This window comes from Streptomyces sp. NBC_01233 (assembly GCF_035989305.1).
In the GTDB taxonomy this organism is placed as follows: domain Bacteria; phylum Actinomycetota; class Actinomycetes; order Streptomycetales; family Streptomycetaceae; genus Streptomyces.
In genome coordinates this window covers 7,123,225-7,144,022 of the sequence record NZ_CP108514.1, presented here as the reverse complement: position 1 = coordinate 7,144,022, position 20,798 = coordinate 7,123,225, and the positions used below count along the sequence as shown (strand labels likewise).

Annotated in this window: 16 protein-coding genes; 1 reads left to right on the top strand and 15 read right to left on the bottom strand. The window is 70.9% G+C overall.

The genetic code is table 11. The features are described 5' to 3' along the window. Positions 1-34: 34 nt before the first annotated feature. From OG332_RS33520 to OG332_RS33460, 13 genes are all read right to left on the bottom strand, one after another. Positions 35-3,727, bottom strand: coding sequence for an nSTAND1 domain-containing NTPase (locus tag OG332_RS33520; RefSeq protein ID WP_327416948.1), 3,693 nt, complete (start codon positions 3,725-3,727; stop codon positions 35-37). After that, entirely contained in the window at positions 3,724-4,524 is an 801-nt protein-coding gene (locus OG332_RS33515; protein ID WP_327416947.1) for a hypothetical protein, read from the bottom strand. The genes OG332_RS33520 and OG332_RS33515 overlap by 4 nt, the downstream gene beginning before the upstream one ends. Continuing rightward, complete coding sequence (locus OG332_RS33510; RefSeq protein WP_327416946.1) at positions 4,521-6,131, bottom strand: carbamoyltransferase C-terminal domain-containing protein; 1,611 nt, start codon at positions 6,129-6,131, stop codon at positions 4,521-4,523. The genes OG332_RS33515 and OG332_RS33510 overlap by 4 nt, the downstream gene beginning before the upstream one ends. Before the next feature lie 98 nt (positions 6,132-6,229). Continuing rightward, positions 6,230-8,467: a bifunctional salicylyl-CoA 5-hydroxylase/oxidoreductase gene (locus OG332_RS33505; protein ID WP_327419464.1), complete on the bottom strand. Its 2,238-nt coding sequence runs from the start codon at positions 8,465-8,467 to the stop codon at positions 6,230-6,232. Positions 8,468-8,486: 19 nt separating this feature from the next. Next, on the bottom strand, positions 8,487-9,314 hold the full coding sequence (locus tag OG332_RS33500; protein WP_327416945.1) for an enoyl-CoA hydratase family protein: 828 nt from the start codon (positions 9,312-9,314) through the stop codon (positions 8,487-8,489). A gap of 33 nt (positions 9,315-9,347) precedes the next feature. Continuing rightward, on the bottom strand, positions 9,348-9,611 hold the full coding sequence (locus OG332_RS33495; protein WP_327416944.1) for a hypothetical protein: 264 nt from the start codon (positions 9,609-9,611) through the stop codon (positions 9,348-9,350). A gap of 556 nt (positions 9,612-10,167) precedes the next feature. Continuing rightward, positions 10,168-11,187 carry an ornithine carbamoyltransferase gene (gene argF, locus OG332_RS33490; RefSeq protein WP_327416943.1) on the bottom strand — a complete coding sequence of 340 codons (1,020 nt, stop codon included), beginning with the start codon at positions 11,185-11,187 and terminating at the stop codon, positions 10,168-10,170. A gap of 129 nt (positions 11,188-11,316) precedes the next feature. Continuing rightward, positions 11,317-12,543 (bottom strand): arginine deiminase, encoded by a 1,227-nt coding sequence (locus tag OG332_RS33485; RefSeq protein ID WP_327416942.1) that lies wholly within the window; start codon positions 12,541-12,543, stop codon positions 11,317-11,319. Positions 12,544-12,589: 46 nt separating this feature from the next. Continuing rightward, complete coding sequence (locus tag OG332_RS33480; protein WP_327416941.1) at positions 12,590-13,096, bottom strand: hypothetical protein; 507 nt, start codon at positions 13,094-13,096, stop codon at positions 12,590-12,592. A 177-nt stretch (positions 13,097-13,273) separates the two neighbouring features. Continuing rightward, positions 13,274-15,844: a polynucleotide kinase-phosphatase gene (locus OG332_RS33475; protein WP_327416940.1), complete on the bottom strand. Its 2,571-nt coding sequence runs from the start codon at positions 15,842-15,844 to the stop codon at positions 13,274-13,276. Beyond that, positions 15,841-17,355, bottom strand: coding sequence for a 3' terminal RNA ribose 2'-O-methyltransferase Hen1 (locus OG332_RS33470; RefSeq protein WP_327416939.1), 1,515 nt, complete (start codon positions 17,353-17,355; stop codon positions 15,841-15,843). The genes OG332_RS33475 and OG332_RS33470 overlap by 4 nt, the downstream gene beginning before the upstream one ends. Before the next feature lie 53 nt (positions 17,356-17,408). Further along, complete coding sequence (mmuM, locus tag OG332_RS33465) at positions 17,409-18,350, bottom strand: homocysteine S-methyltransferase (RefSeq protein WP_327416938.1); 942 nt, start codon at positions 18,348-18,350, stop codon at positions 17,409-17,411. Between the two features lie 13 nt (positions 18,351-18,363). Beyond that, complete coding sequence (locus OG332_RS33460; protein ID WP_327416937.1) at positions 18,364-19,287, bottom strand: LLM class F420-dependent oxidoreductase; 924 nt, start codon at positions 19,285-19,287, stop codon at positions 18,364-18,366. A 202-nt stretch (positions 19,288-19,489) separates the two neighbouring features. Here OG332_RS33460 and OG332_RS33455 point away from each other — a divergent pair, with 202 nt between their 5' ends. Next, positions 19,490-19,735: a hypothetical protein gene (locus tag OG332_RS33455; RefSeq protein WP_327416936.1), complete on the top strand. Its 246-nt coding sequence runs from the start codon at positions 19,490-19,492 to the stop codon at positions 19,733-19,735. Between the two features lie 49 nt (positions 19,736-19,784). Here OG332_RS33455 and OG332_RS33450 read toward each other — a convergent pair whose 3' ends face one another. Then, positions 19,785-20,270, bottom strand: a complete 486-nt coding sequence (locus OG332_RS33450; RefSeq protein ID WP_327416935.1) for a DUF6099 family protein — start codon at positions 20,268-20,270, stop codon at positions 19,785-19,787. Positions 20,271-20,393: 123 nt separating this feature from the next. Then, a complete protein-coding gene (locus tag OG332_RS33445; RefSeq protein WP_327419463.1) occupies positions 20,394-20,735 on the bottom strand; it encodes a nucleotide pyrophosphohydrolase in 342 nt (113 codons plus the stop codon). Positions 20,736-20,798 lie beyond the last annotated feature (63 nt).

The following is a 20,798-nucleotide window of genomic DNA, read 5'->3' as shown; positions in this document are numbered from 1 at the left end:
ATCGGGGAAAGAGGGCCACGCCCACGTCCAGCCATCAACCGCTCCAGGACAAAGGGTTCGGGCCGGAGCACCCGACCGACTCGGGCTCCGGGACGGTGAGGGCGATCCTGAAGGTGATGTAGTAGTTCCTGTTCGAAGGGATGTGCGCGTTGCGGCAGGCGGAACGGGCGTATCGCGCACCCAAGTTCCAGCAGCCACCACGCAGAACCCGCCGGTCTCCAAGTGATGGTCCCCCCGGGTCCACGACAGGGGCGGCTCCGTACAACCCGTACCAGTCGGAGCACCACTCCCAGCACTGGCCATGAATATCGAACAAGCCCGCTGGGTTCGGCCGGAGGATCCCCGCCTCATGTGTCTTGAGTCCGGAGTTGTCCGCCGACCAGCCGTACTCGTCAAGGAGACCCCGGTCGCTGCCGAAGCTGTAGGCGGTCACGGTTCCGGCGCGACAGGCGTACTCCCACTCCGCCTCAGTGGGCAACCGGAAACCGCTCCAGGTGGGTTCCAGCACAGGATGGTCGTCAAGGTCCCTGCCGTAGCCGGGCCCCCGGTCGTGTAGGCCCACCTTGGAGGTCAGCCATTCACAGAAGTCCGCCGCCTCGTACCAGGTGGGCGCGACCACCGGTTCGACGGACTTGTCGCTCCATTCGCTGATGTCCGGCAGACCGACACGGCCCGTGTCCGCCATGAACTCCTCGAACTCTCCCCGCGTGACCTGGGCCGTGCACAAGGCGAACGACCGGCTGATGCCGGTGAGTCTCTGCGGGGACTCATACGTACTGCGCTCCCGCTCCGACTCCGGGGACCCGCTGAGCAGGACTCCGGGCCGGAACACGCTGAAGGTCAGGCGGGTACCGTGCGGCGTACCGCTGAACCAGCCGCGGCGGCCGCTCGGATCGTACGCCGCCTCACCCGTGGCCCCAGCCGTGTCCAGGCTGCCCGACCAGCGCCGGTCAAGCCAGCGTGTCGCGCTGTGCACGCCCGGATCGCCGTCGTGGACGTGCAGGCGGAGCACGTGGTCGCGCAACCTGCCGAATTCCCCCGAGGCCGCGAACGCGTCGGGTCCGTGACTTCCCAGTGCCATCAGCAGGTGGTACCGCGCCTCTGAGGTCGGCGCCTCGGCGAGCATGCCCGCCAGCAGCGGGCCGGACACACCCCGTCGCCGCACCTGGTGGGCGAATTGGGTCGCGAACTCCGGGTCGGGCGAGGTTGCCAGCTGGCCCAGGATCCCGTCCGAATCGGAGAATCGGAGCAGGGTACAGGCGGCTGCGGCCCGCCTGCACCCGAGGCGAACGCGCTGCGTCTCGTCCAGGCCCGGGGACAGAGTCGTGATGAGCACGGCGCGCAGGGCGACCATGGCGTCCACCCGCACCGCCGGGTCGGGAGCCTCCGCCAGCCAACGCACGATCTCCGGGTACGCGTGTTCCGGCCCGCCGACGGCGACCTCCGCCAGCAGCTCGCCCCTGGATCCCGCCACTTGGTGCAGCAAGGAGACGGCGGTCTCCCGCAGCGTCTCGCGCACACCGTCATCGACGGCCGTGGCCACAAGAGGTTCCAAAAGGCATTCCGCCGCGTTGCCCAGTGCGTCCAACCACGCCTGCAGTTGAAGCTGGTCCTGCGCCAGCAGTTCCGCCACCAATGCGTCGGCCGCGCGAAGCATCCTGGGATCTCTGACGTCCACGTCGCCGAGCAGTACAGCCGCTCGCAGGCGGCCGTCCATCCCTCCCGCCTCACCGCCGACGGCGCGCCAAAGATGACGGGCGGGATCCTCCGCGAACGGTGCCAACAACAGCCGTGCGACGGCCAGCTCCCGAGGTCCGGCGCAGTGCAGGTTTCGCACGATCCAACCGGCCTGCGCCTCATCACTCACAGCGAGGAAGAGCCTCAGCCTGAAGGCTTCGCCGTCGCTCAGGGCAACCCGCGACCCCGAATGCAGGGTGGCTTCTCCCCGCAGGACTTGGCCGATCCGCTCCTCGACCACACCACGATGCTCCGACAGTCTCGCGATGAAGGCCGGCAGCTCGTCCGCCCCCACGGTGAGGAGCCGCTCCAGTTCCGTGAGGACCCTCCGGCGCTCCTCGCCGGTGCGCAGATCGGCACTGGCCCGGACGAACTCCTGGAGGTCCGTGGCCACGGATTCCACTCCTCGTGACTGCAACCATCCTTCGGCCTCGACCAGCAGCCTGCCGTGCAGGGCATTGGCCGGATCTTCCTGTTCCGCCTGCCAGTCTTCGAAGCGCCGACGCGTGCGCTGCTGCCACAGGAGGAAATGGCGGTCACCGTCCAGCCACGTCCTCAACCTGTCCCAATTGCGGATGACCGCCTCGTGGGCGACCTCGATCGTGGGCCGGCCCTGTTCGTCGGCGTCGGAGACCAGGAGTCGTGCGGCGGTCAGGGCGGTCATGACATCGTCGACCCTGGCGAGGTCGGCCAGCTCAGACACCGAGGTACGGCGTCGAGTGTCCTCGCCCTCGCCGCCGATCGGGGCCACTCGTACCAGTCGGGTGAGGATTTGCCGAGCGGTGTCCTGTTGCTGGGGGGACAGTCCCCCGTAGACCTCCTCTGCTCGGGTGGCCACGGCGCCCGCGACCTCGCCGGCCATCTCGTAGGCGGCGTGCGTCAGCCTTCCGTTGGACTGGCGCTCCCACAACAGGGTGAGCGCGAACTCCAGCAGGGGGAGATTCCCCGGGTTACTCCCCACATCGTCGAGGATCCGCTCGACCAGCCCGTCGTCCAGGACGAGCTGTCGCGCCCGGGCCGGCTCCACAATGGCGCTGCGCAGTTCGGAGCGGATCATCGGCGGGAGGTTGACGACGTGGTCCTGCAGGACGTCGGAGAAGCGCCGGTGTGCGACCGCCTGACCGTAGAAGTCACCGCGCAGTGTAAGCACCAACTTGACGGTGGAGGTGGCTCCCGGGTGTCGCAGGGCGAGATCGGCCAGATGGTCGAGAAATTCCCGGACCGCCTCCTCGCTGCGGCAATGCGTGAACAGTTCCTCAAACTGGTCGGCGAACAGCAGCAGGGGTCGGTCCAGCCGGTGGGCGATCTGCTCCAGCGTCTGGCTGATGCCGTCCGATCGCATCCTCTGGGACATCGCCGCCGCCGCAGCGACGTTGTGGTCCATCGAGGAATCCGGATGGAGCAATTCGACCAGCCCACCAGCGAGCGCCTCGTAGGGGTTGGATCCAGGACGGAAGGTGGCGACCGCCCAGTGTTCCTCCTGGCGGCGGAGGACGGGGATCAGACCTGCCTGGACGAGTGAGGACTTCCCGCTTCCCGAGGCACCTACCACACCGGCCAGAGCGGACTGACCGATCGCACGGGTCAGCCGCGACACGACGGTGGCGCGGCCGTGGTACACGGCCGCGTCCTGCTCCCGGAAGGCATAGAGGCCTCGATACGGACAATCCGCCCTGTCCGGGGATGTGTTGGCCGACCCGCTGCCCCCGGCCCCTGTGGGGATCCGCCGGTACTGCTCCCACAGCTCGTAGATCTGCTGTGGGGGGAGCTCGAGGGCGTGAGCCAGACGTTCCAAGTACCTCTCGGTGGGCGCCTGTTCTCCCCTTTCGACTTCCGTGACGATCTGGCCGGGGAATCCCATCCTGGTGGCCAGCTCCAATTGTGAGAGCCGACTGCCCAGCCGCAGCCGGCGCAGGCGGCTCCCGAGATGCCGCGGAAGGGGCTCCGACTCCTGTGGCGGGGGAACGGGTCGTGTCGTCAGGATGATCAACTCCAGTAGACGAGAGGGCGCCCGCGACGGACTCCGAGGAAACAGGACAGTCCGATACGAGTGCCGCGCTCCTGACGGGACACCGCGTGGAGGCGGGTCGCATCCACGATCACCAGGTCTCCGGTGCCGACCGGCAACTCACATACAGGTGGTGGCACGAGCTGGCGGTCCGCACCGTAGGAACTCTCCGGCGCACGCCAGTCGGCCAGCTGCGCCTCATCCGGCCGCAGGTCCCACAACTGCAGTTCGCCGCCGCGATCAGGGACGCGGAGGTAGATGTTCGCTGCCAGCTGGCCGTCGAGCTCTCGGCCCAGTGGCAGCCCAGGCGCGTCCCGGAGCAGGCTGTCGTTGTGCGGGAGCAGTTCACTTCCTTCCGGGAAGACCCGGCACACCCCGGCGAACATCGGGGTGCCCTCGATCTGTGCCCGTTCGAGTCCGTAGCCATCGTCGAGCGCCTTCCACAGCCGGTCGAGGGGTGGCTCGTAGGGGGCGCAGCAGACCCGGATCTCCTCCATCGCCTGCTCTGCTGCGCTCAGGTAGTCCAGCAGTGCCCCGCCGTTGGTGGTGCCGTCGGCATCGTGGGTCTCGTAGTGGCTCAGGCCTACACGCACGAGTTCCGGTGTATTGCGGTAGACGGAGAGGCTCGGGTGGGCGGCGAGCTGCCCGGCCATGTGGTCCGCTGCCGTGGGCGCGACGAAACCGGGCACTCTCACGGCAAGGGCCGTACCGTCGAGCAGCGGCGCGAGAAGTCCTTCGCCGGGTCCGGCGAGGGTCACAACGGCGGGGGTTTTCGTCATGCCGGACCCTCCTCGTTGTCCGTCAGAGCGAGAGGATCACGTCGCGTCAGGTAGAGGTGGTCCTCCAGGACGAAACCGTCGATTCCCCGGTCTAGGACGTGTGCGATGAGGTCGCTGGTCGAGTTGATGAACCCTCGCCCAGGGAGGTTCAGAGAGGTGTTGCACAGCACGCCCACGCCCGTCACCTGCTTGAAGGCGCCCAGCAGCCCGTGCAGCCGCGGGTTCTGCCCCTCGTTGACGGTCTGCGCTCGAGCCGTGCCGTCCACATGTGTGACAGCTTGCAGACGCTGATCGCGGACGTTCTGGAAGTACAGCATGTACGGGCTGGGCCCGTCCCACTCGAAGTGCTCGCTGATGTCCTCTTCCCGGCAGATCGGAGCGATGGGGCGGTACGCCTCCCGGAGCTTGATGTGGTTGAGCCGGTCACGCATCTGCCGTTCGAAGGGAGCAGCCAACAGCGAGCGGTTGCCGAGTGCCCGGGGGCCTATCTCGCAGTTGCCCTGCACCCATGCGAGCACCCGCCCTGACGCGAGCAGTTGAGCCACTTGCGACAGGTCCAGGGCATGCTCGTCGAACGTGTCCCGGATCTGTTCTCCTGTGCGGTCGTGCAGGAATTCCGGGCCGCTGTACACGTTCCAAGTGATCTTTGACTGTCCGGTGAATCGAAGCTGGGCATCGATCGCAGTACCGATGGCCGACCCAGAGTCATTGGGGCAAGGCGGCACGAAGACCTCCGGGAAGAGGCCGCAATCGCGCCACTGACGGTTCCAGTCGCAGTTCAGACCGCAGCCGCCTGCTATCAACAGGGGTAAACCGCCGGTGAGTTCGCGCTCCGCCACAGCGAGGAAGCGCTCGAAGATCGCTTTCGAGTGCTTCGCCGCGAGATCCTTGAACTCCTGGCTTTCCACTCCGATGTCGTGGAAGGGGGACCAGGCCAGTTTCTCCTTGGGTGCAGTGAGCAGGATGGACGGCTGGTCGAGGATGTACTCGATGAGCTCGCCCTCGGCTCGGGACACGGGAGTACTTCGGGCAAAGCCGGTCAGTGCCATCATCTTGCCGGCGTTGGAGAAGCGGAATCCGCCGTGCTGTGACGGCGACGAGGGGTCCGCCAGGGCGAAGATGTGCTGGTACTTGTTGCCCGGATCCTCCAGCACCGCGCGCAGGCGCCGGACACGCAGATCGGGTGTGAACTCGTAGAAGGAGCCGATGTTGCCTTCCCAGACCAGCGCGTAGCAGGGCGTGCCGTGTTCGACATCGGACATGCCGTAGGCGCTGAGCAGGTGCGAGCGTTCATGGGTGGAACTGAAGGTGCGGACTCGATGTCCCAGCATGCGGCTCTCGCCGACCAAGGTCGTGGAGTCGTCGAATCCGAAGTAACCGGCGCCTAAGGGGGGTTCGCTCGAGTGGAAGCCCTTGACCCACCCACTCAGGCACACGACGTCGGGCGGGCCGTCCATCCGCGCCATGGCATCCAGCACGGCCGACGGGGATAACTCACCGTAGCGCGGGAAGGAACCCTTCTCGGCCTCGTGAGAGAACACGAGGCGCCCGTCCTCGATCAGCGCCGTCGTTCCGTCGTGCCCAGGCTTGAAAGACAGGATTCGCACCGCGCCCCACCCCCGTGTGCTGCAGTGATACTGAGCGGGCAGATTATCCAACGGTGTAGTCCGGGGTCAACGACCATGATCGGACTGCCTGTTCGCGTTCAGCCGCGCCCCGTCGGCGGTTTGCGGCTGCCCGCGCGGTACGGGGCCGGCCAGGGGGCGCCCGGGCCTTCGTAGGACTGGTCGGCGGCCGCGTGCAGGGTCCAGTGGGGGTCGTAGAGGTGCGGGCGGCCGAGCGCGCAGAGGTCGGCGCGGCCGGCCAGCAGCAGGGAGTTCACGTCGTCCCAGGAGGAGATGGCGCCGACCGCGATGACGGGGACGCCGAGGGCGTTGCGGATCCGGTCGGCGTACGGGGTCTGGTACGAGCGTCCGTACTCGGGGGCCTCGTCCGCGACCACCTGGCCGGTCGAGACGTCGATGGCGTCGGCGCCGTGCGCGGCGAAGGCGGCGGCGATCCGCACCGCCTCCTCGGGCGTGGTGCCGCCGGGCGCCCACTCGGTGGCCGAGAGGCGGACGGTCATCGGGCGGTCCTCCGGCCAGACCGCGCGGACCGCGTCGAAGACCTCCAGCGGGAAGCGCAGCCGGTTCTCCAGGGAGCCCCCGTAGCCGTCCGTGCGGTGGTTGGTCAGGGGGGACAGGAAGCCTGAGAGCAGGTAGCCGTGGGCGCAGTGCAGTTCCAGCAGGTCGAAGCCGCAGTCGGCGGCGCGTACGGCGGCGGCCGCGAACTCGGAGCGCAGCGCCACCAGGTCCGCCTGTCCGAGGGCGCGCGGGAGCGCCGAGACGCCCGGCCTGTAGGGCAGCTCCGAGGCGGCCACCAGCGGCCAGTTGCCCTCCGGGAGGGGGTCGTCCATGCCCTCCCACATCACCCGCGTCGAGCCCTTGCGGCCCGCGTGCCCGAGCTGGACGCCGAGCGCGGTCCCGGGTGCGGAGGTGTGGACGAAATCGGCGATCCGCCGCCAGGCCGCCGCCTGCTCCTGGGTGTAGAGGCCGGCGCAGCCGGGGGTGATCCGCCCCTCGGCGCAGATGCAGACCATCTCCGTCATCACCAGGGCGGCCCCGCCGAGGGCCCGGGCGCCCAGGTGCACGAGGTGGAAGTCCCCCGGGACTCCGTCCACGGCCGAGTACATGTCCATCGGGGAGACGACGACCCGGTTGCGCAGGGTCAGGCCGCGCAGGGTGAGGGGGGTGAACATCGGCGGGGTGTGCTCGTCCGGGCAGCCGAAGTCCCGTTCCACCGCGCGCGCGAACCGCTCGTCGCGCAGCCGCAGGTTGTCGTGCGTGACCCGGCGGCTGCGGGTGAGGAGGTTGAAGGCGAACTGCCGGGCGGGCTGGTCGACGTATCCGGCGATCTCCTCGAACCAGGCCCGGCTCGCGGCCGCGGCCCGCTGGGTGCTGGCGACCGCCGGGCGGCGCGCCGCCTCGTACGCGGCGAGGGCGGCCGGTACGTCGCCCTCCGCGCCGGCCACCGCTTCGGCGAGCGCGAGCGCGTCCTCGACGGCCAGCTTGGTGCCGGACCCGATGGAGAAGTGGGCGGTGTGCGCCGCGTCGCCGAGCAGGGCCACGTTGCCGTGTGACCAACGCTCGTTCACGAGGGTGTCGAACCGCGTCCAGGCCGAGCGGTTGCCGCGCAGCGGCCGTCCGCGCAGGGCCTCGCTGAAGATCTTGGCGCAGCGCGCCGCGGACTCGTCCTCGTCGCACAGGTCGAGGCCGGCCGCCCGCCAGACCTCCTCCCGCATCTCGACGATCACCGTGGAGGCGTCCGCCGAGTAGGGGTACGCGTGCAGTTGCATGACCCCGTGCTCGGTCTCGGCGATCTCGAAGCGGAAGGCCTCGAAGGCGAAGTCGGCGGCGAGCCAGATGTAGCGGCAGCGCCCGGGCGTCAGCGTCGGCCCGTAGTGCGCGGCCCCGGCCTCCCGGATCGCGCTGTGCACCCCGTCCGCCGCGACCACCAGGTCGTACGCGGCGGCGAGGTCCCGCGCGTCCGGGGCCGCGGTGCGGAAGCGGAGCCGGACGCCGAGCCCGGCGCAGCGCTCGTGCAGGATCTGCAGCAGCCGGCGCCGTCCGATGGCGGCGAAGCCGTGGCCGCCGGAGGTCAGCATCCGGCCGCGGTGCACGATGTCCACGTCGTCCCAGCGCACGAACTCGGCGCTCAGGGCCGCGTAGACGACGGTGTCGGCCCGCTCGATGCCGCCGAGGGTCTCGTCCGAGAGGACCACGCCGAAGCCGAAGGTGTCGTCCGGGGCGCCCCGCTCCCAGACCTCCACGGCATGGCCCTGGCGGGCCAGCAGCGCGGCGGCGTACAGCCCGCCCGGTCCCCCGCCGACGACGGCGACCCGCATGGCGCCCGGAGACACGCGGCTACCTGCCCTTCCAGGCGGGCGGCCGCTTCCCGGTGAAGGCCGCGTGGAACTCCGCGTAGTCCTGGCCGTTCATCAGCAGGGCCTGGGTGGCGGCGTCCAGCTCCACCGACGCGGCCAGCGGCATGTCGAGTTCGGCGGTGAGCAGCGCCTTGGTCTGCGCGTAGGCGAGGGCGGGCCCCGAGGCCAGGTGCGCGGCGAGTTCGGCGGCCCGTACGTGGGCCTTGCCCTCCTCGGTGAGCTCGCTGAGCAGGCCGATCCGCTCGGCTTCGGGGGCGCGTACGGGCTCTCCGAGCATCAGCAGCCGGGTGGCGTGGCCGAGGCCGACGACCCGGGGCAGCAGGTAGGCGGCGCCCATGTCGCCGCCGGAGAGGCCGACGCGGGTGAAGAGGAAGGCGAAGCGGGCGGTGGGGTCGGCGATGCGGAAGTCGGCGGCGAGGGCGAGGACGGCGCCGGCCCCGGCGGCCACCCCGTGCATGGCGGCGATCACCGGAAAGGGGCATTCGCGGATGGCGCGCACCACCTGGCCGGTCATCCGGTTGAAGTCGAGGAGCTGGGCGGTGTCCATGGCGAGGGTGGCGCCGATGATCTCGTCCACGTCCCCGCCGGAGCAGAAGCCGCGGCCCTCGCCGCCCAGGACGAGGGCCCGCACGGAACGCTCGCGGGACAGTTCGGCGAGCAGATCGCGCAGGTCGGCGTAGGCGCCGAAGGTGAGCGCGTTCAGCTTCTCGGGGCGGTCGAAGGTGACGGTGGCTACGCCGTCCTGCCGGGTGACCCGGAGGTGGTGCCACCGTTCGGTCGCTGCTGTGGAACCGGTGAAGGGGCTCACACGATCGACGGTATCACCAGATCGTGACTGCCGTCAGAGAAGCGCGACATCGCGTCGGTGTTCGCGGCGGCCTTCGTGGTGCCCGTGGGCACCCCGGCTCCGCGTGGAGCCCTCCACCGGGCCGGTGGAGGGCTCCACGTGCGCGGACGGGGCCTCGTTCATGACCTGGACCTTGCTGTCGTCCGAGAGGGCGCGGACGCGAGAGCTGACGAGTGCCCTCGACTCTGCGGCCCTGTATGCCTCGCGAAGAATCTCGCGTGGCGGAGGTCCGCCTCGCTGGGCAGGAATCTCGGTCACCAGTTGCCTCCACGCACGTGCCGACTCGGGGGGGGACCGCCTTGCGGGTGGTCCTGCCCATGCGGAAATCGGCGGCAAAGTCGCCCGAGGCATCCATGGGAGAGGCAGGCGGCCCCGGGGCACGCGGGAGGGAAGTGACATGACGGGGCGGAAGAAGGCCGGCGGGAACCGGGGGCGCCCGTCGGGGCGGAGACTGCGGGGCGGCGGAGCTCGCGGCGTTCCTGCGGGCGCGGGTCGCCGCCGGCGGCAAGACGCCGGATGCGCTGCAGCGCGGGATGCACATGACCGGGCACATGACCGGACACATGACCGGGCGCACGGCCGGCGACCGCCTGAACGGCAGTCCCCCGCTCAGGACTTCGTCACCGTCCGATCCGCGCGACGGCTGCCGAACCACGGCTGGGTGAGCGGTTCCTGGCGCAGGCGGAGCGGCTCCTGCGGGCGGGCGACGGTTCCCAGCCCTGCCGCAGGTGCAGTCAAGCTTGCCGAGGCCGGGGCCCAGCAGGTGGAAACAGTGGAACGGCGGATCAGCGAGCCAGTGCCACGCGGCGTATGACTATGCGTCACTCCGGCCGGGCCGGCCGAGCGTGGCCACGAGGACGGCCTTGATGGTGTGCAGCCGGTTCTCGGCCTCGTCGAAGACGACGGAGTGCGCCGACTCGAACACCTCGTCGGTCACCTCCAGGGATTCCAGCCCGTGCCGCTCGTGGATCTCCCGGGCCACCTTGGTACCCAGGTCGTGGAAGGCCGGCAGGCAGTGCATGAACTTCACGTCCGGGTTCCCGGTGGCCCGCAGCACGTCCATGGTCACGGCGTACGGGGACAGGGCCGCGATCCGCTCGTCCCAGACCTCCTTGGGCTCACCCATGGACACCCAGATGTCGGTGACCACGAAGTCCGCCTGCGCGACCCCCTCGGCGACCTCCTCGGTCAGGGTGATCCGGGCGCCGCTCCCCTCCGCGAGCTCCCGCGCCGCGGCCACCACGGACTCGGCCGGCCAGTAGGCCCTGGGCGCCACGATCCGTACGTCCATGCCCAGCAGCGCACCGGTCACCAGGTACGAGTTGCCCATGTTGAAGCGGGCGTCGCCGAGGTAGGCGAAGGCGATCCGGTCCAGCGGCTTGGCGGTGTGCTCGGTCATGGTGAGGACGTCGGCCAGCATCTGGGTGGGGTGCCAGTCGTCGGTGAGACCGTTGAAGACGGGCACGCCGGAGTGGACGGCGAGCTCCTCGACGGCCTCCTGGCTGTCGCCGCGGTACTCGATCCCGTCGAACATCCGGCCGAGCACCCGCGCGGTGTCGCGGATGGACTCCTTGTGGCCCATCTGGGAGCCCGCGGGGTCGAGGTAGGTGGTGTGGGCGCCCTGGTCCGCGGCGGCGACCTCGAAGGCGCAGCGGGTCCGCGTCGAGGTCTTCTCGAAGATCAGCGCGATGTTCCTGCCCTGGAGCAGGCGCTGCTCGACCCCGGCCTTCTTGGCCGCCTTCAGTTCGGCGGCGAGCTCGACCAGGCCGCGGAACTCGGCGGCCGTGAAGTCGAGCTCCTTGAGAAAACTGCGGCCTGCGAGGTCGGTGGCCATGGGGTCGCTCCAGCGTCACGGTGACAGGGGATGCTGGAAGTCTATACGATCCTCCGTATTGATATACAGTACCCTCTTCCCGCCCTCCCCTGCCCCCTCCACTGGACCGGCGGCCGCCCGGGGGTGGCCTCAGACCGCGTCCCGCTCGACCGGACAGCTCATGCAGCGCGGGCCGCCCCGGCCCCGGCCCAGCTCGCTGCCCGGGATCTCGATCACCTCGATGCCCTGCTTGCGCAGGTGTGTGTTGGTCGTCACGTTCCGCTCGTACGCGACCACCACCCCCGGCTCCACGGCCAGCACGTTGCACCCGTCGTCCCACTGCTCGCGTTCCGCCGAGTGCACGTCCTGCGTCGCGGTCAGCACCCGGATCGAGTCCAGACCGAGCGCCGCCGCGATGGCCCGGTGCATGTGCTCCGCCGGGTGGTCGGTCACCTTCAGCTCCTGCGGCCCGGCGCCCGGCTCGATCGTGTAGGAGCGGAGCATGCCGAGCCCCGCGTACTGAGTGAACGTATCTGCATCGACCATCGTCATCACCGTGTCCAGGTGCATGAAGGCCCGGCTCTTCGGCATGTCCAGCGCCACGATGGTGGTGGCCGAGCCGGCGGCGAACAGGCCCCGCGCCAGCATCTCCACCGCCTGCGGCGTGGTGCGCTCGCTCATCCCGATCAGCACCGCGCCGTTGCCGATGACCAGCACGTCCCCGCCCTCGATGGTCGAGGGGTAGTCCGCCTGTCCCTGCGACCAGTAGTGGAAGGCGCCGGAGGTGGTGAAGAGCGGGTGGTGCTTGTAGATCGCCTCGAAGTGGACGGTCTCGCGCTGCCGGGCCGGCCAGCGCATCGCGTTGATGGACACCCCGTCGTAGATCCAGGCGGAGGTGTCGCGGGTGAAGAGGTGGTTCGGCAGCGGACCCAGCAGGAAGCCGTCGGTGTCCAGGGCGTGGAAGCGCACGGACACCGGCTCGGCGTGCCGCTCCAGGAACTCCCGCTTGGTCATCCCGCCGACCAGCGCCTCCGCCAGCTCGGCCGAGGACAGCCCGTCGAAGACCGACCGCAGGTGATCAGTGGCGAGCGGCCCGTACTCCTTCTCGTCGAACACCCGGTCCAGTACGAGGTGTCTCGCCTCCGGGATCTCGAGGGCCTCGCACAGCAGGTCCCCGAAGAGGTGGACCTCCACGCCCCTGTCCCGCAGCACGTCCGCGAAGCCGTCGTGCTCCTGGCGGGCCCGGCGCACCCACAGCACGTCGTCGAAGAGGAGCGCGTCCTTGTTGCTCGGTGTGAGCCGCTTCAGCTCCAGGTCGGGCCGGTGGAGGATGACGCGGCGAAGCCGCCCGGTCTCGGAGTCGACATGGAATCCCATGCCGTACACATTCCCAGACCGGGCGGCCTTTTGACGTGGCGTCCGCTCAGCGGGGGGTGCCGAGGCCGAGAAGCGCCGAAGGGGCGCCGGTGAGTTCCGGGGCGGTCAGGCCCAGTTCGGGCGCGGTCAGGTTCGGGATCCCGGAGTTGGAGGCGTCCGGCATCTTCAGCAGACCGCCGGCGACCAGCCCGGGGGTCCGGGCGAGCAGATCGGTGGCCGGGGCCTCCACGGAGCCCTCGCCGTCCGTCTCCGGCTCGCCCAGCAGGTTCGGCACCGGGGAGGTGACGAGGGTGCTGCCGAGCCCGGTGCCGATCGGGACCACCGGGAGCAGTGGGCTCGGGAGCATGTCCCCCTTGTGGAAGCGGGGCGCCTCGGGCGCTCCCACGACCGGCACCGGCACGCCGGTGCCCACGCGCGGGGTGTCCACGCCCAGCGTGGTCTTCCCGGCGTCCAGCGGTACACCGACCGGCACCGAGTTCGCCACGGCCGGGGTGGCCGCGCCGGCCGCGGCCATACAGGTCATGAGCGCCGCAATGCTTCCGCGCGCGGTCATCTTCATAAGTGACGTTCCGTCCTTCCAGGATCGCGGACATTCCGCTGCCCTGGTTGAACGATCCCGCCGGTGGATTTCCCGGAGTTCACCGCGAAAGTTCCCCCATACGACCTAATTGGCGGCCGTACGGGGGCCACCCCTTTACGGGTCGTGCTGACGCGGCCCGGCCCGGTCCCCTCAGAGCCGGGGGTCTACCGGCTCCGACTCCAGGGCGAGCACCGCGAAGACGGCCTCGTGGACCCGCCACAGCGGCTCCCCGTCCGCCAGCCTGTCCAGCGCCTCCAGGCCGAGCGCGTACTCGCGCAGGGCGAGCGAGCGCTTGTGCCCGAGGAACCGCTCGCGCAGCCGCTCCAGGTGGTCCGGACGGGTGTACTCCGGACCGTAGATGATCCGCAGGTACTCGCGTCCGCGCACCTTCACCCCGGGCTGGACCAGGCGGCCCTTCCCGTCCCGGGCGTAGGCCTGGAGCGGCTTGACGACCATGCCCTCGCCGCCGGCGGCCGTCAGCTCCAGCCACCAGTCGGTGCCCGCCCGTACGGAGTCCTCGTCCGCGGTGTCCACCAGGATCCGTCCGGTGCGTCGCAGCAGCCCGGTGCCGGCCGCCTCGTCCGCGGCGACGAGCCGGTCCAGCCAGAACAGCTGCTCGTCGTGGGGTACGGCGGCCAGCGACCGCCCGGCCGCCGCCAGCAGCTGGAAGGGCGCGAAGCGTACGCCGTCCAGTCCGTCGGTGGTCCAGCAGTAGCGCCGGTACGCGTCGGTGAAGGCGGCCGCGTCGGTGGCCCGGCCGCGCTGCCGCTCCAGCAGTTCACCGGTGTCGACGCCCCGGGCGGCCGCCGCCTCCAGGGCGGCGATGGCGCCCGGGAAGACGGCGCCCGAGGCCGCGCCCACCGCCGCGTACTGGTTGCGCAGCAGGCCGCCGGACTTCAGGGACCAGGGCAGCAGTTCCCCGTCGAGCAGCAGCCAGTCCGTGCCGAGCTCATCCCAGAGCCCGGCGTCGGTGACCGCCGAGCGGAGCCGCGTGAGGACCTCCTCGGTGACCTCCGGATCCTTGAAGAAGGGCCGCCCGGTGCGGGTGTAGACGGAGCCGGTCGGCCCGTCGACGCCGAAGCGCTCGCGGGCCGCGTCGGCGTCCTTGCAGACCAGGACGGTGGCCCGGGAGCCCATGTGCTTCTCCTCGCACACGACCTGGGCGATGCCGTCCTTGCGGTACTGGGCGAAGGCCTCGGCGGGGTGCTCCAAGTAGCCCTCCTCCCGCGAGGTCGCCGTCGGCGCCATGGTCGGCGGCAGGTACGGAACCAGCCGCGGGTCGACCGCGAAGCGGCTCATGACCTCCAGGGCCGCCGCCGCGTTCTCCTCGCGCACGTTGACGTTGCCCAGGTGCCGGGTCTCCACGACCCGGCGGCCGTGGACGTCGGCGAGGTCGAGCGGACGGACGCCCCGCGACGAATCCGATGCAGCGCCGCCCGGCGCCTCGGCGGCGAGCGGGCGCGTCGGCTCGTACCAGACCTTCTCGGCCGGTACGTCGACCAGTTCGCGCTCGGGCCAGCGCAGTGCGGTCATCTTCCCGCCGAAGACGGCGCCGGTGTCGAGGCAGATGGTGTTGTTGATCCAGGCCGTGTTGGGGACCGGTGTGTGGCCGTAGACCACGACGGCCTTGCCGCGGTAGTCCTCGGCCCACGGGTAGCGCACGGGCAGGCCGAACTCGTCCGTCTCGCCGGTGGTGTCCCCGTACAGGGCGTGCGAGCGGACCCGGCCGGAGGTGCGGCCGTGGTACTTCTCGGGCAGGCCCGCGTGGCAGACCACCAGCTTGCCGCCGTCGAGGACGTAGTGGCTGACGAGACCGCGGATGAACGCGCGCACCTCCTCGACGAACTCCTCCGGCTCCTTCTCCAGCTGCTCGATGGTCTCGGCGAGGCCGTGGGTCCGCTGGACCTTGGAGCCCTTCAGGTAACGGCCGAGCTTGTTCTCGTGGTTGCCGGGCACGCACAGGGCGTTGCCGGACTTCACCATGCCCATGACGCGGCGCAGCACGCCCGGGCTGTCCGGGCCCCGGTCGACGAGGTCGCCGACGAAGACGGCCGTGCGGCCCTCGGGGTGGACCCCGTCCTCGTAGCCGAGCTTGGCGAGGAGGGTCTCCAGCTCGGAGGCGCAGCCGTGGATGTCTCCGACGATGTCGAAGGGGCCGGTGAGGTGGGTGAGGTCGTTGAACCGCTTCTCCAGGACCACCTCGGCGGTCTCGGCCTCCTCGACGGTGCGCAGGACGTGGACCTTGCGGAAGCCCTCGCGCTCCAGGCCGCGCAGCGAGCGCCGCAGGTCGCGGCGGTGCCGCTGGATGACGGCGCGGGGCAGTCCGGCCCGGTCGGGGCGGGCCGCGTTGCGGTCGGCGCATACCTGTTCGGGCATGTCCAGGACGATGGCGATGGGCAGGACGTCGTGCTCGCGGGCGAGCTGGACCAGCTGACGGCGGGCGTCGGCCTGGACGCTGGTGGCGTCGACGACGGTGAGGCGGCCGGCGGCGAGGCGCTTGCCCGCGATGTAGTGCAGGACGTCGAAGGCGTCGCGGCTCGCGCTCTGGTCGTTCTCGTCGTCGCAGACCAGGCCCCGGCAGTAGTCGGAGGAGACGACCTCGGTCGGCTTGAAGTGCTTGCGGGCGAAGGTGGACTTGCCCGATCCGGTGGCCCCGATCAGGACGACGAGGGACAGGTCGGTGACGGGAAGTACGCGGGTGCGGTGGGTCTCGGTGGTCATGCTGCCTCGCCCTCCTTCGGGGTGTCGGTGGTGGTGGTCGTGCCGGTGCTCGTGGTCGTGTCGGCGGTGGTGTCGGCCTGTGTGAAGACGGCCATCTGCGTCGGCGGCCCGACCTCGGGGTCGTCGTCGCCGACGGGGACGTACGCGACCTCGTACCCGTGGCGCGCCGCCACGGCGTCGGCCCAGGCGCGGAACTCCTCGCGGGTCCACTCGAAGCGGTGGTCGCCGTGCCGGACGTGCCCGGCGGGCAGGGTCTCCCAGCGGACGTTGTACTCGACGTTCGGGGTGGTCACGAGGACCGTGCGGGGGCGGGCCGAGCCGAACACCACGTACTCCAGCGCGGGCAGCCGCTCCAGGTCCAGGTGCTCGATGACCTCGCTGAGCACGGCCGCGTCGTAGCCGGCCAGTCGCTTGTCGGTGTAGGCGAGCGAGCCCTGCAGGAGCGTGACGCGCGAGCTCTGCCGCTCGCCCAGCCGATCCAGGCGCAGCCGCCGGGCCGCCGTGTTCAGGGCCCGTACGGACACGTCCATGCCGATGATCTCGGTGTACGCCGGGTCCTTGAGCAGGGCCTGCACCAGCTGGCCCTGACCGCAGCCGAGGTCCAGCACCCGCTGGGCACCCGCGGCCCGCAGCGCGGCGAGGATCGCCTCGCGCCGCTGGACCGCGAGCGGCACGGGCCGCTCCTCGGTGTCGCGCGTCTCGTCCACGGCGTTGTCGAGCTCCTCGACCTCGCTGCCGTCGGCCTCGGCGAGGCGGACCAGTTCCAGGCGCTCGACGGCGTCCTGGGTCAGCCGCTTGTGGCGGGCCAGGTAGCGGGAGCTGATCAGCCCGTTCTGGGGGTGGGCGGCGAGCCAGCCGTCTCCGGCGCGCAGCAGCTTGTCGACCTCGTCGGGGGCGATCCAGTAGTGCTTGGCGTCGTCGAGCACCGGCAGCAGCACGTAGAGCTGGCGCAGGGCGTCCGCCAGACGCAGCTCTCCCTCCAGGACGAGCCGTACGTAGCGCGAGTCCCCCCACTCGGGGAACTGCTCGTCGAGCGGTACGGCCTCGGCCTGTACGAGGTCCCAGCCGAGCGGGTCGAACAGCCGGTGCACGAGCCCCGCCCCGCCGCGTGCGGGCAGCACCGGGATCTCGATGCGCAGCGGCAGCGCCTGCTCCGGGAGTTCCGGGCGGAGGGCGCACTGGCCCTTGAGCGCGGTGCGGAACACCCCGCTGAGCGCGACGGCGAGCAGCGAGGAGGCGGCGTACGGGCGGTCGTTGACGTACTGGGCGAGCGCGGCGTCGGGCGTCCCGCCACGGCCCTTGCCCTGACCGCGCCGCACGAGCGCGACGGGATCCACCTCCAGCAACAGGGCCGCCGTGCACCGCTCGGCCGTGGCCTCGGGGTAGAACACGTGGGCGGTGCCGTGGGAGGTGGAGAACGCCTGCGTCTTCCCGGGATGCTTGTGCAGCAGGTAGCCCAGGTCGGTGGCGGGACGTTCAGGGGAGCCGGTGGTGGAGATCGTCAGGAACACACGACCGATTGTTGCTGGTCACCGCACCTGAGCGCCTCTCGTTTTCCGGGGGGTCAGGCCGACTCCCCGCCGGGGGCGCCCCGGCCTTCTGGGGTGTGTACGGCGGCGGCCAGGGCGGCGATCCGGTCGGGGCCGATGCGGCAGCAGCCGCCGATGAGGCGGGCGCCGGCGCGGTGCCAGGCCCGGGTGGGCCACGGGGCGAGGGTCTGGGGGGTGTGCCAGGTGCGGGTGGCGGCGTCCCAGACGGAGCCGTCGTTGGGGTAGGCCAGGAGCGGCTTGCGGGTGGTGGTGGCGGCCGCTTCGAGGGCGGGGAGGACCTCGGCCGGATCGCAGCAGTTGACGCCGAGCGCGATGATCTCCGGGGCCTGCGCGGCGAGGGCGAAGGCCTCGGGGAGGGCCGCGCCGGAGCGGGTGCGGCCGTCGGCCACGGTGTAACTCAGCCAGGCGGGGGCTCCCGTTTCCACGAGGACGGTGAGCACGGCCTCGGCCTCGTCCGGGTCGGGCAGGGTCTCCACGGCGAGGACGTCGGGGCCGGCGTCGAGCAGGGCCTCGATGCGGGGGCGGTGGAAGGCGGCGAGCTCGCGCACGCTCAGGCCGTACCGGCCGCGGTACTCGGAGCCGTCCGCGAGCACCGCCCCGTACGGGCCCACCGAGGCTGCCACCCACACCTCGTGGTCTGCGGCCCCGGCCGCACGGGCGGCGAGGGCGACGCTGCGGTGCAACAGGGCGGTGGTCGCGGCGCGGTCGTGGCCGTGGGCGGCGAAGGCCTCGTAGCCGACCTGGTAGCTGGCGGTGATCAGCACCTCGGCGCCGGCCCGCGCGTACGCCGCGTGGGCGGCCTCCACCTGGTCCGGCCGCTCGGCGAGGACCCGGCCCGACCAGAGGTCGCCGGAGAGGTCGCAGCCCTGGGCGGCGAGCTGGTTGCTCAGTCCGCCGTCCAGGAGCACGGTCCTGCGGCCGAGGGCCTCGGCGAGCGGGCCGGACGCGCGTGGCACGGGGCGGTTCCTCCTATCCGAGCTGGGAGAGCACCTGGGCGGAGATCAGCTCCAGGTGGTCCAGGTCGTCGAGGTCGAGCAGCTGGAGGTAGACGCGCGAGGAGCCGGTGGCCTCGTAGGCGCCGATCTTCTCCACGACCTCGGACGGGGAGCCGGCCAGGCCGTTGGCCTTGAGCTCGTCCACGTCCCGGCCGATGGCGGCGGCCCGGCGGGCCACTTCGGCATCGTCCTTGCCCACGCACACGACGAGGGCATTGGAGTAGATCAGGTCGTCGGGCTTGCGGCCGGCCTCCTCGGCCGCCTCCCGGACGCGGCCGAACTGCCGCTCGCTGTCGGCGATCGACGCGAACGGCACGTTGAACTCGGACGCGTAGCGCGCGGCGAGCCGCGGGGTGCGCTTGGCTCCGTGGCCGCCGATGAGGACGGGGACCTTGGCCTGGGCGGGCTTGGGCAGCGCGGGCGAGTTCTCCACCTGGTAGTGGCGGCCCGCGAAGTCGAAGGTGGCGCCCGCCTCGGTGGCCCACATGCCGGTGACGATGGCCAGCTGTTCCTCCAGCCGGGACATCCGGTCCGCCGGGAAGGGGATCCCGTACGCCTTGTGCTCCTGCGCGAACCAGCCCGCGCCCAGGCCCAGTTCGATGCGGCCACCGGACATCTGGTCCACCTGCGCCACCTGGATGGCGAGGACGCCGGGCAGCCGGAAGGTGCCGGCCGTCATCAGCGTGCCCAGCCGGATCCGCTTGGTCTCGCGGGCCAGGCCGGCGAGGGTGATCCAGGCGTCCGTGGGACCCGGCAGGCCGTCGGCGGATCCCATCTTCAGGTAGTGGTCGGAGCGGAAGAAGGCGTCAAAACCCAGTTCCTCGGTGGCCTTGGCGACGCTCAGGAGGGTGTCGTAGCTCGCACCCTGCTGGGGCTCGGTGAAAATGCGCAGATCCATGAACCCATCCTGCCCGTCCCGCCCCGGCCGGGTGAATCTGCGTCAACCGGATGGTCCACCGGGGAGGCCGCCAGTGACCAGCCCGGATGGGGATCGTTTCCTCGGACGGAGCCGGACCGCCCGGCCCGCGCGCCGGCGGACTCCCGCCAGTGCGTCCACCGCCCCCTTCCGCCTTGGAAGGGCCAGGGCCGAGGAGGCCGCCATGTCCCACGAGGCCGTGCCGGAGACCCCGCGACAGACCGGACCGACCGGACAGGCAGCACACGAGCACGCACACCAGGAGTCCGCGGCACCCGCCCAGGGCGGCGGCGCGCCGAAGGGCCTGCTGCAGCAGATGGAAGAGCTGATGGCGGCGCTGAACGCCGACCTCTCGCAGCTCGACGCCGATCTCCAGTCCTCCACGGACCGCACCCTCCAGGGCGAGCACCCGTCCTACCGGTCGTCCTGACCGTGCGGGTCCCGCCGCGCACGGCGGGACCCCACTCGATTCACCCGCATCAGGCCACGCCCGAGGCGGATCCCCGCTCGCGGACCACCATGCGGCGCAGGATCCCCCGTACCCGGTCGCTCGACTCGTCAGCCGCGTCGATCGACTCTATGCACTGCCAGTACAGGGTCTCGTCGTCCGTGCCGCAGGCCACCCCGACCAGGGCTATCCCCACTTCGCCCAGCAGCGCCTGCAGCCCGAGCAGCGCCTGGCGGACATCCGAGACCTCGCTCAGCTGTGCCGCCCGCGGCGGATACTCGGGCGCGCTGCCCTCGCCGCGCAGGGCGGCTCTGTCGAGCACCCCGCACCCTCTGCCTCCCGCTTCCCCCAGTCCCCGTGCCTCCGATCTCAGCTCCGGCGGCCCGGTGACCGCCAGATAGCTCCCGATCCCCTGCGCGAGCGCCTGGGCCTGCCAGGCCTCGCCCACGATGTCCCACGCAGCCCTGCTCTGTGCCAGCGCGTGCCGGCCGGCCGCGATGAGCCGTACCGCATCCATATGCCGTCCCCCGTCCGCACGACATCCCGCCATCCTCACCACTACCCAGAGTGATGGCAACGGGCCGGTAAAGCCAGGGGTATTCGGAAAATGTGGACACAAATGTGATTGTAGATGAGCTCATCACTCCGAAGAGTGACGATGAGGTGTCGGTGTACCGGTCACAGGGAAGCGGAGTTCGTTCCTCTCGATCTTCGCGGCGAGCGCATCCAGCACATCCACCCCGAGAACCTCACAGAACTGCAGCAGATACGCGAGCACATCGGCCACCTCATCGGCCACGCGGTGGGCGGTTTCCGGCTTCTCCATGACCTCCGCCGACTGTTCCGGTGTCAGCCACTGGAAGATCTCGACCAGTTCGGACGCCTCCACGCTCAGCGCCGCCGCCAGGTTCTTGGGCGTGTGGTACGGCTCCCAGCCCCGCGCGGCCGCGAACTCCGCGAGCCGGCGCTGCAGTCGGTCCAGCCGTTCAAAGGGCCGTTCGCCGGGCCCGGCGTCCGGCCGTTCGTCCGGCCGCCGCTCGGGCGG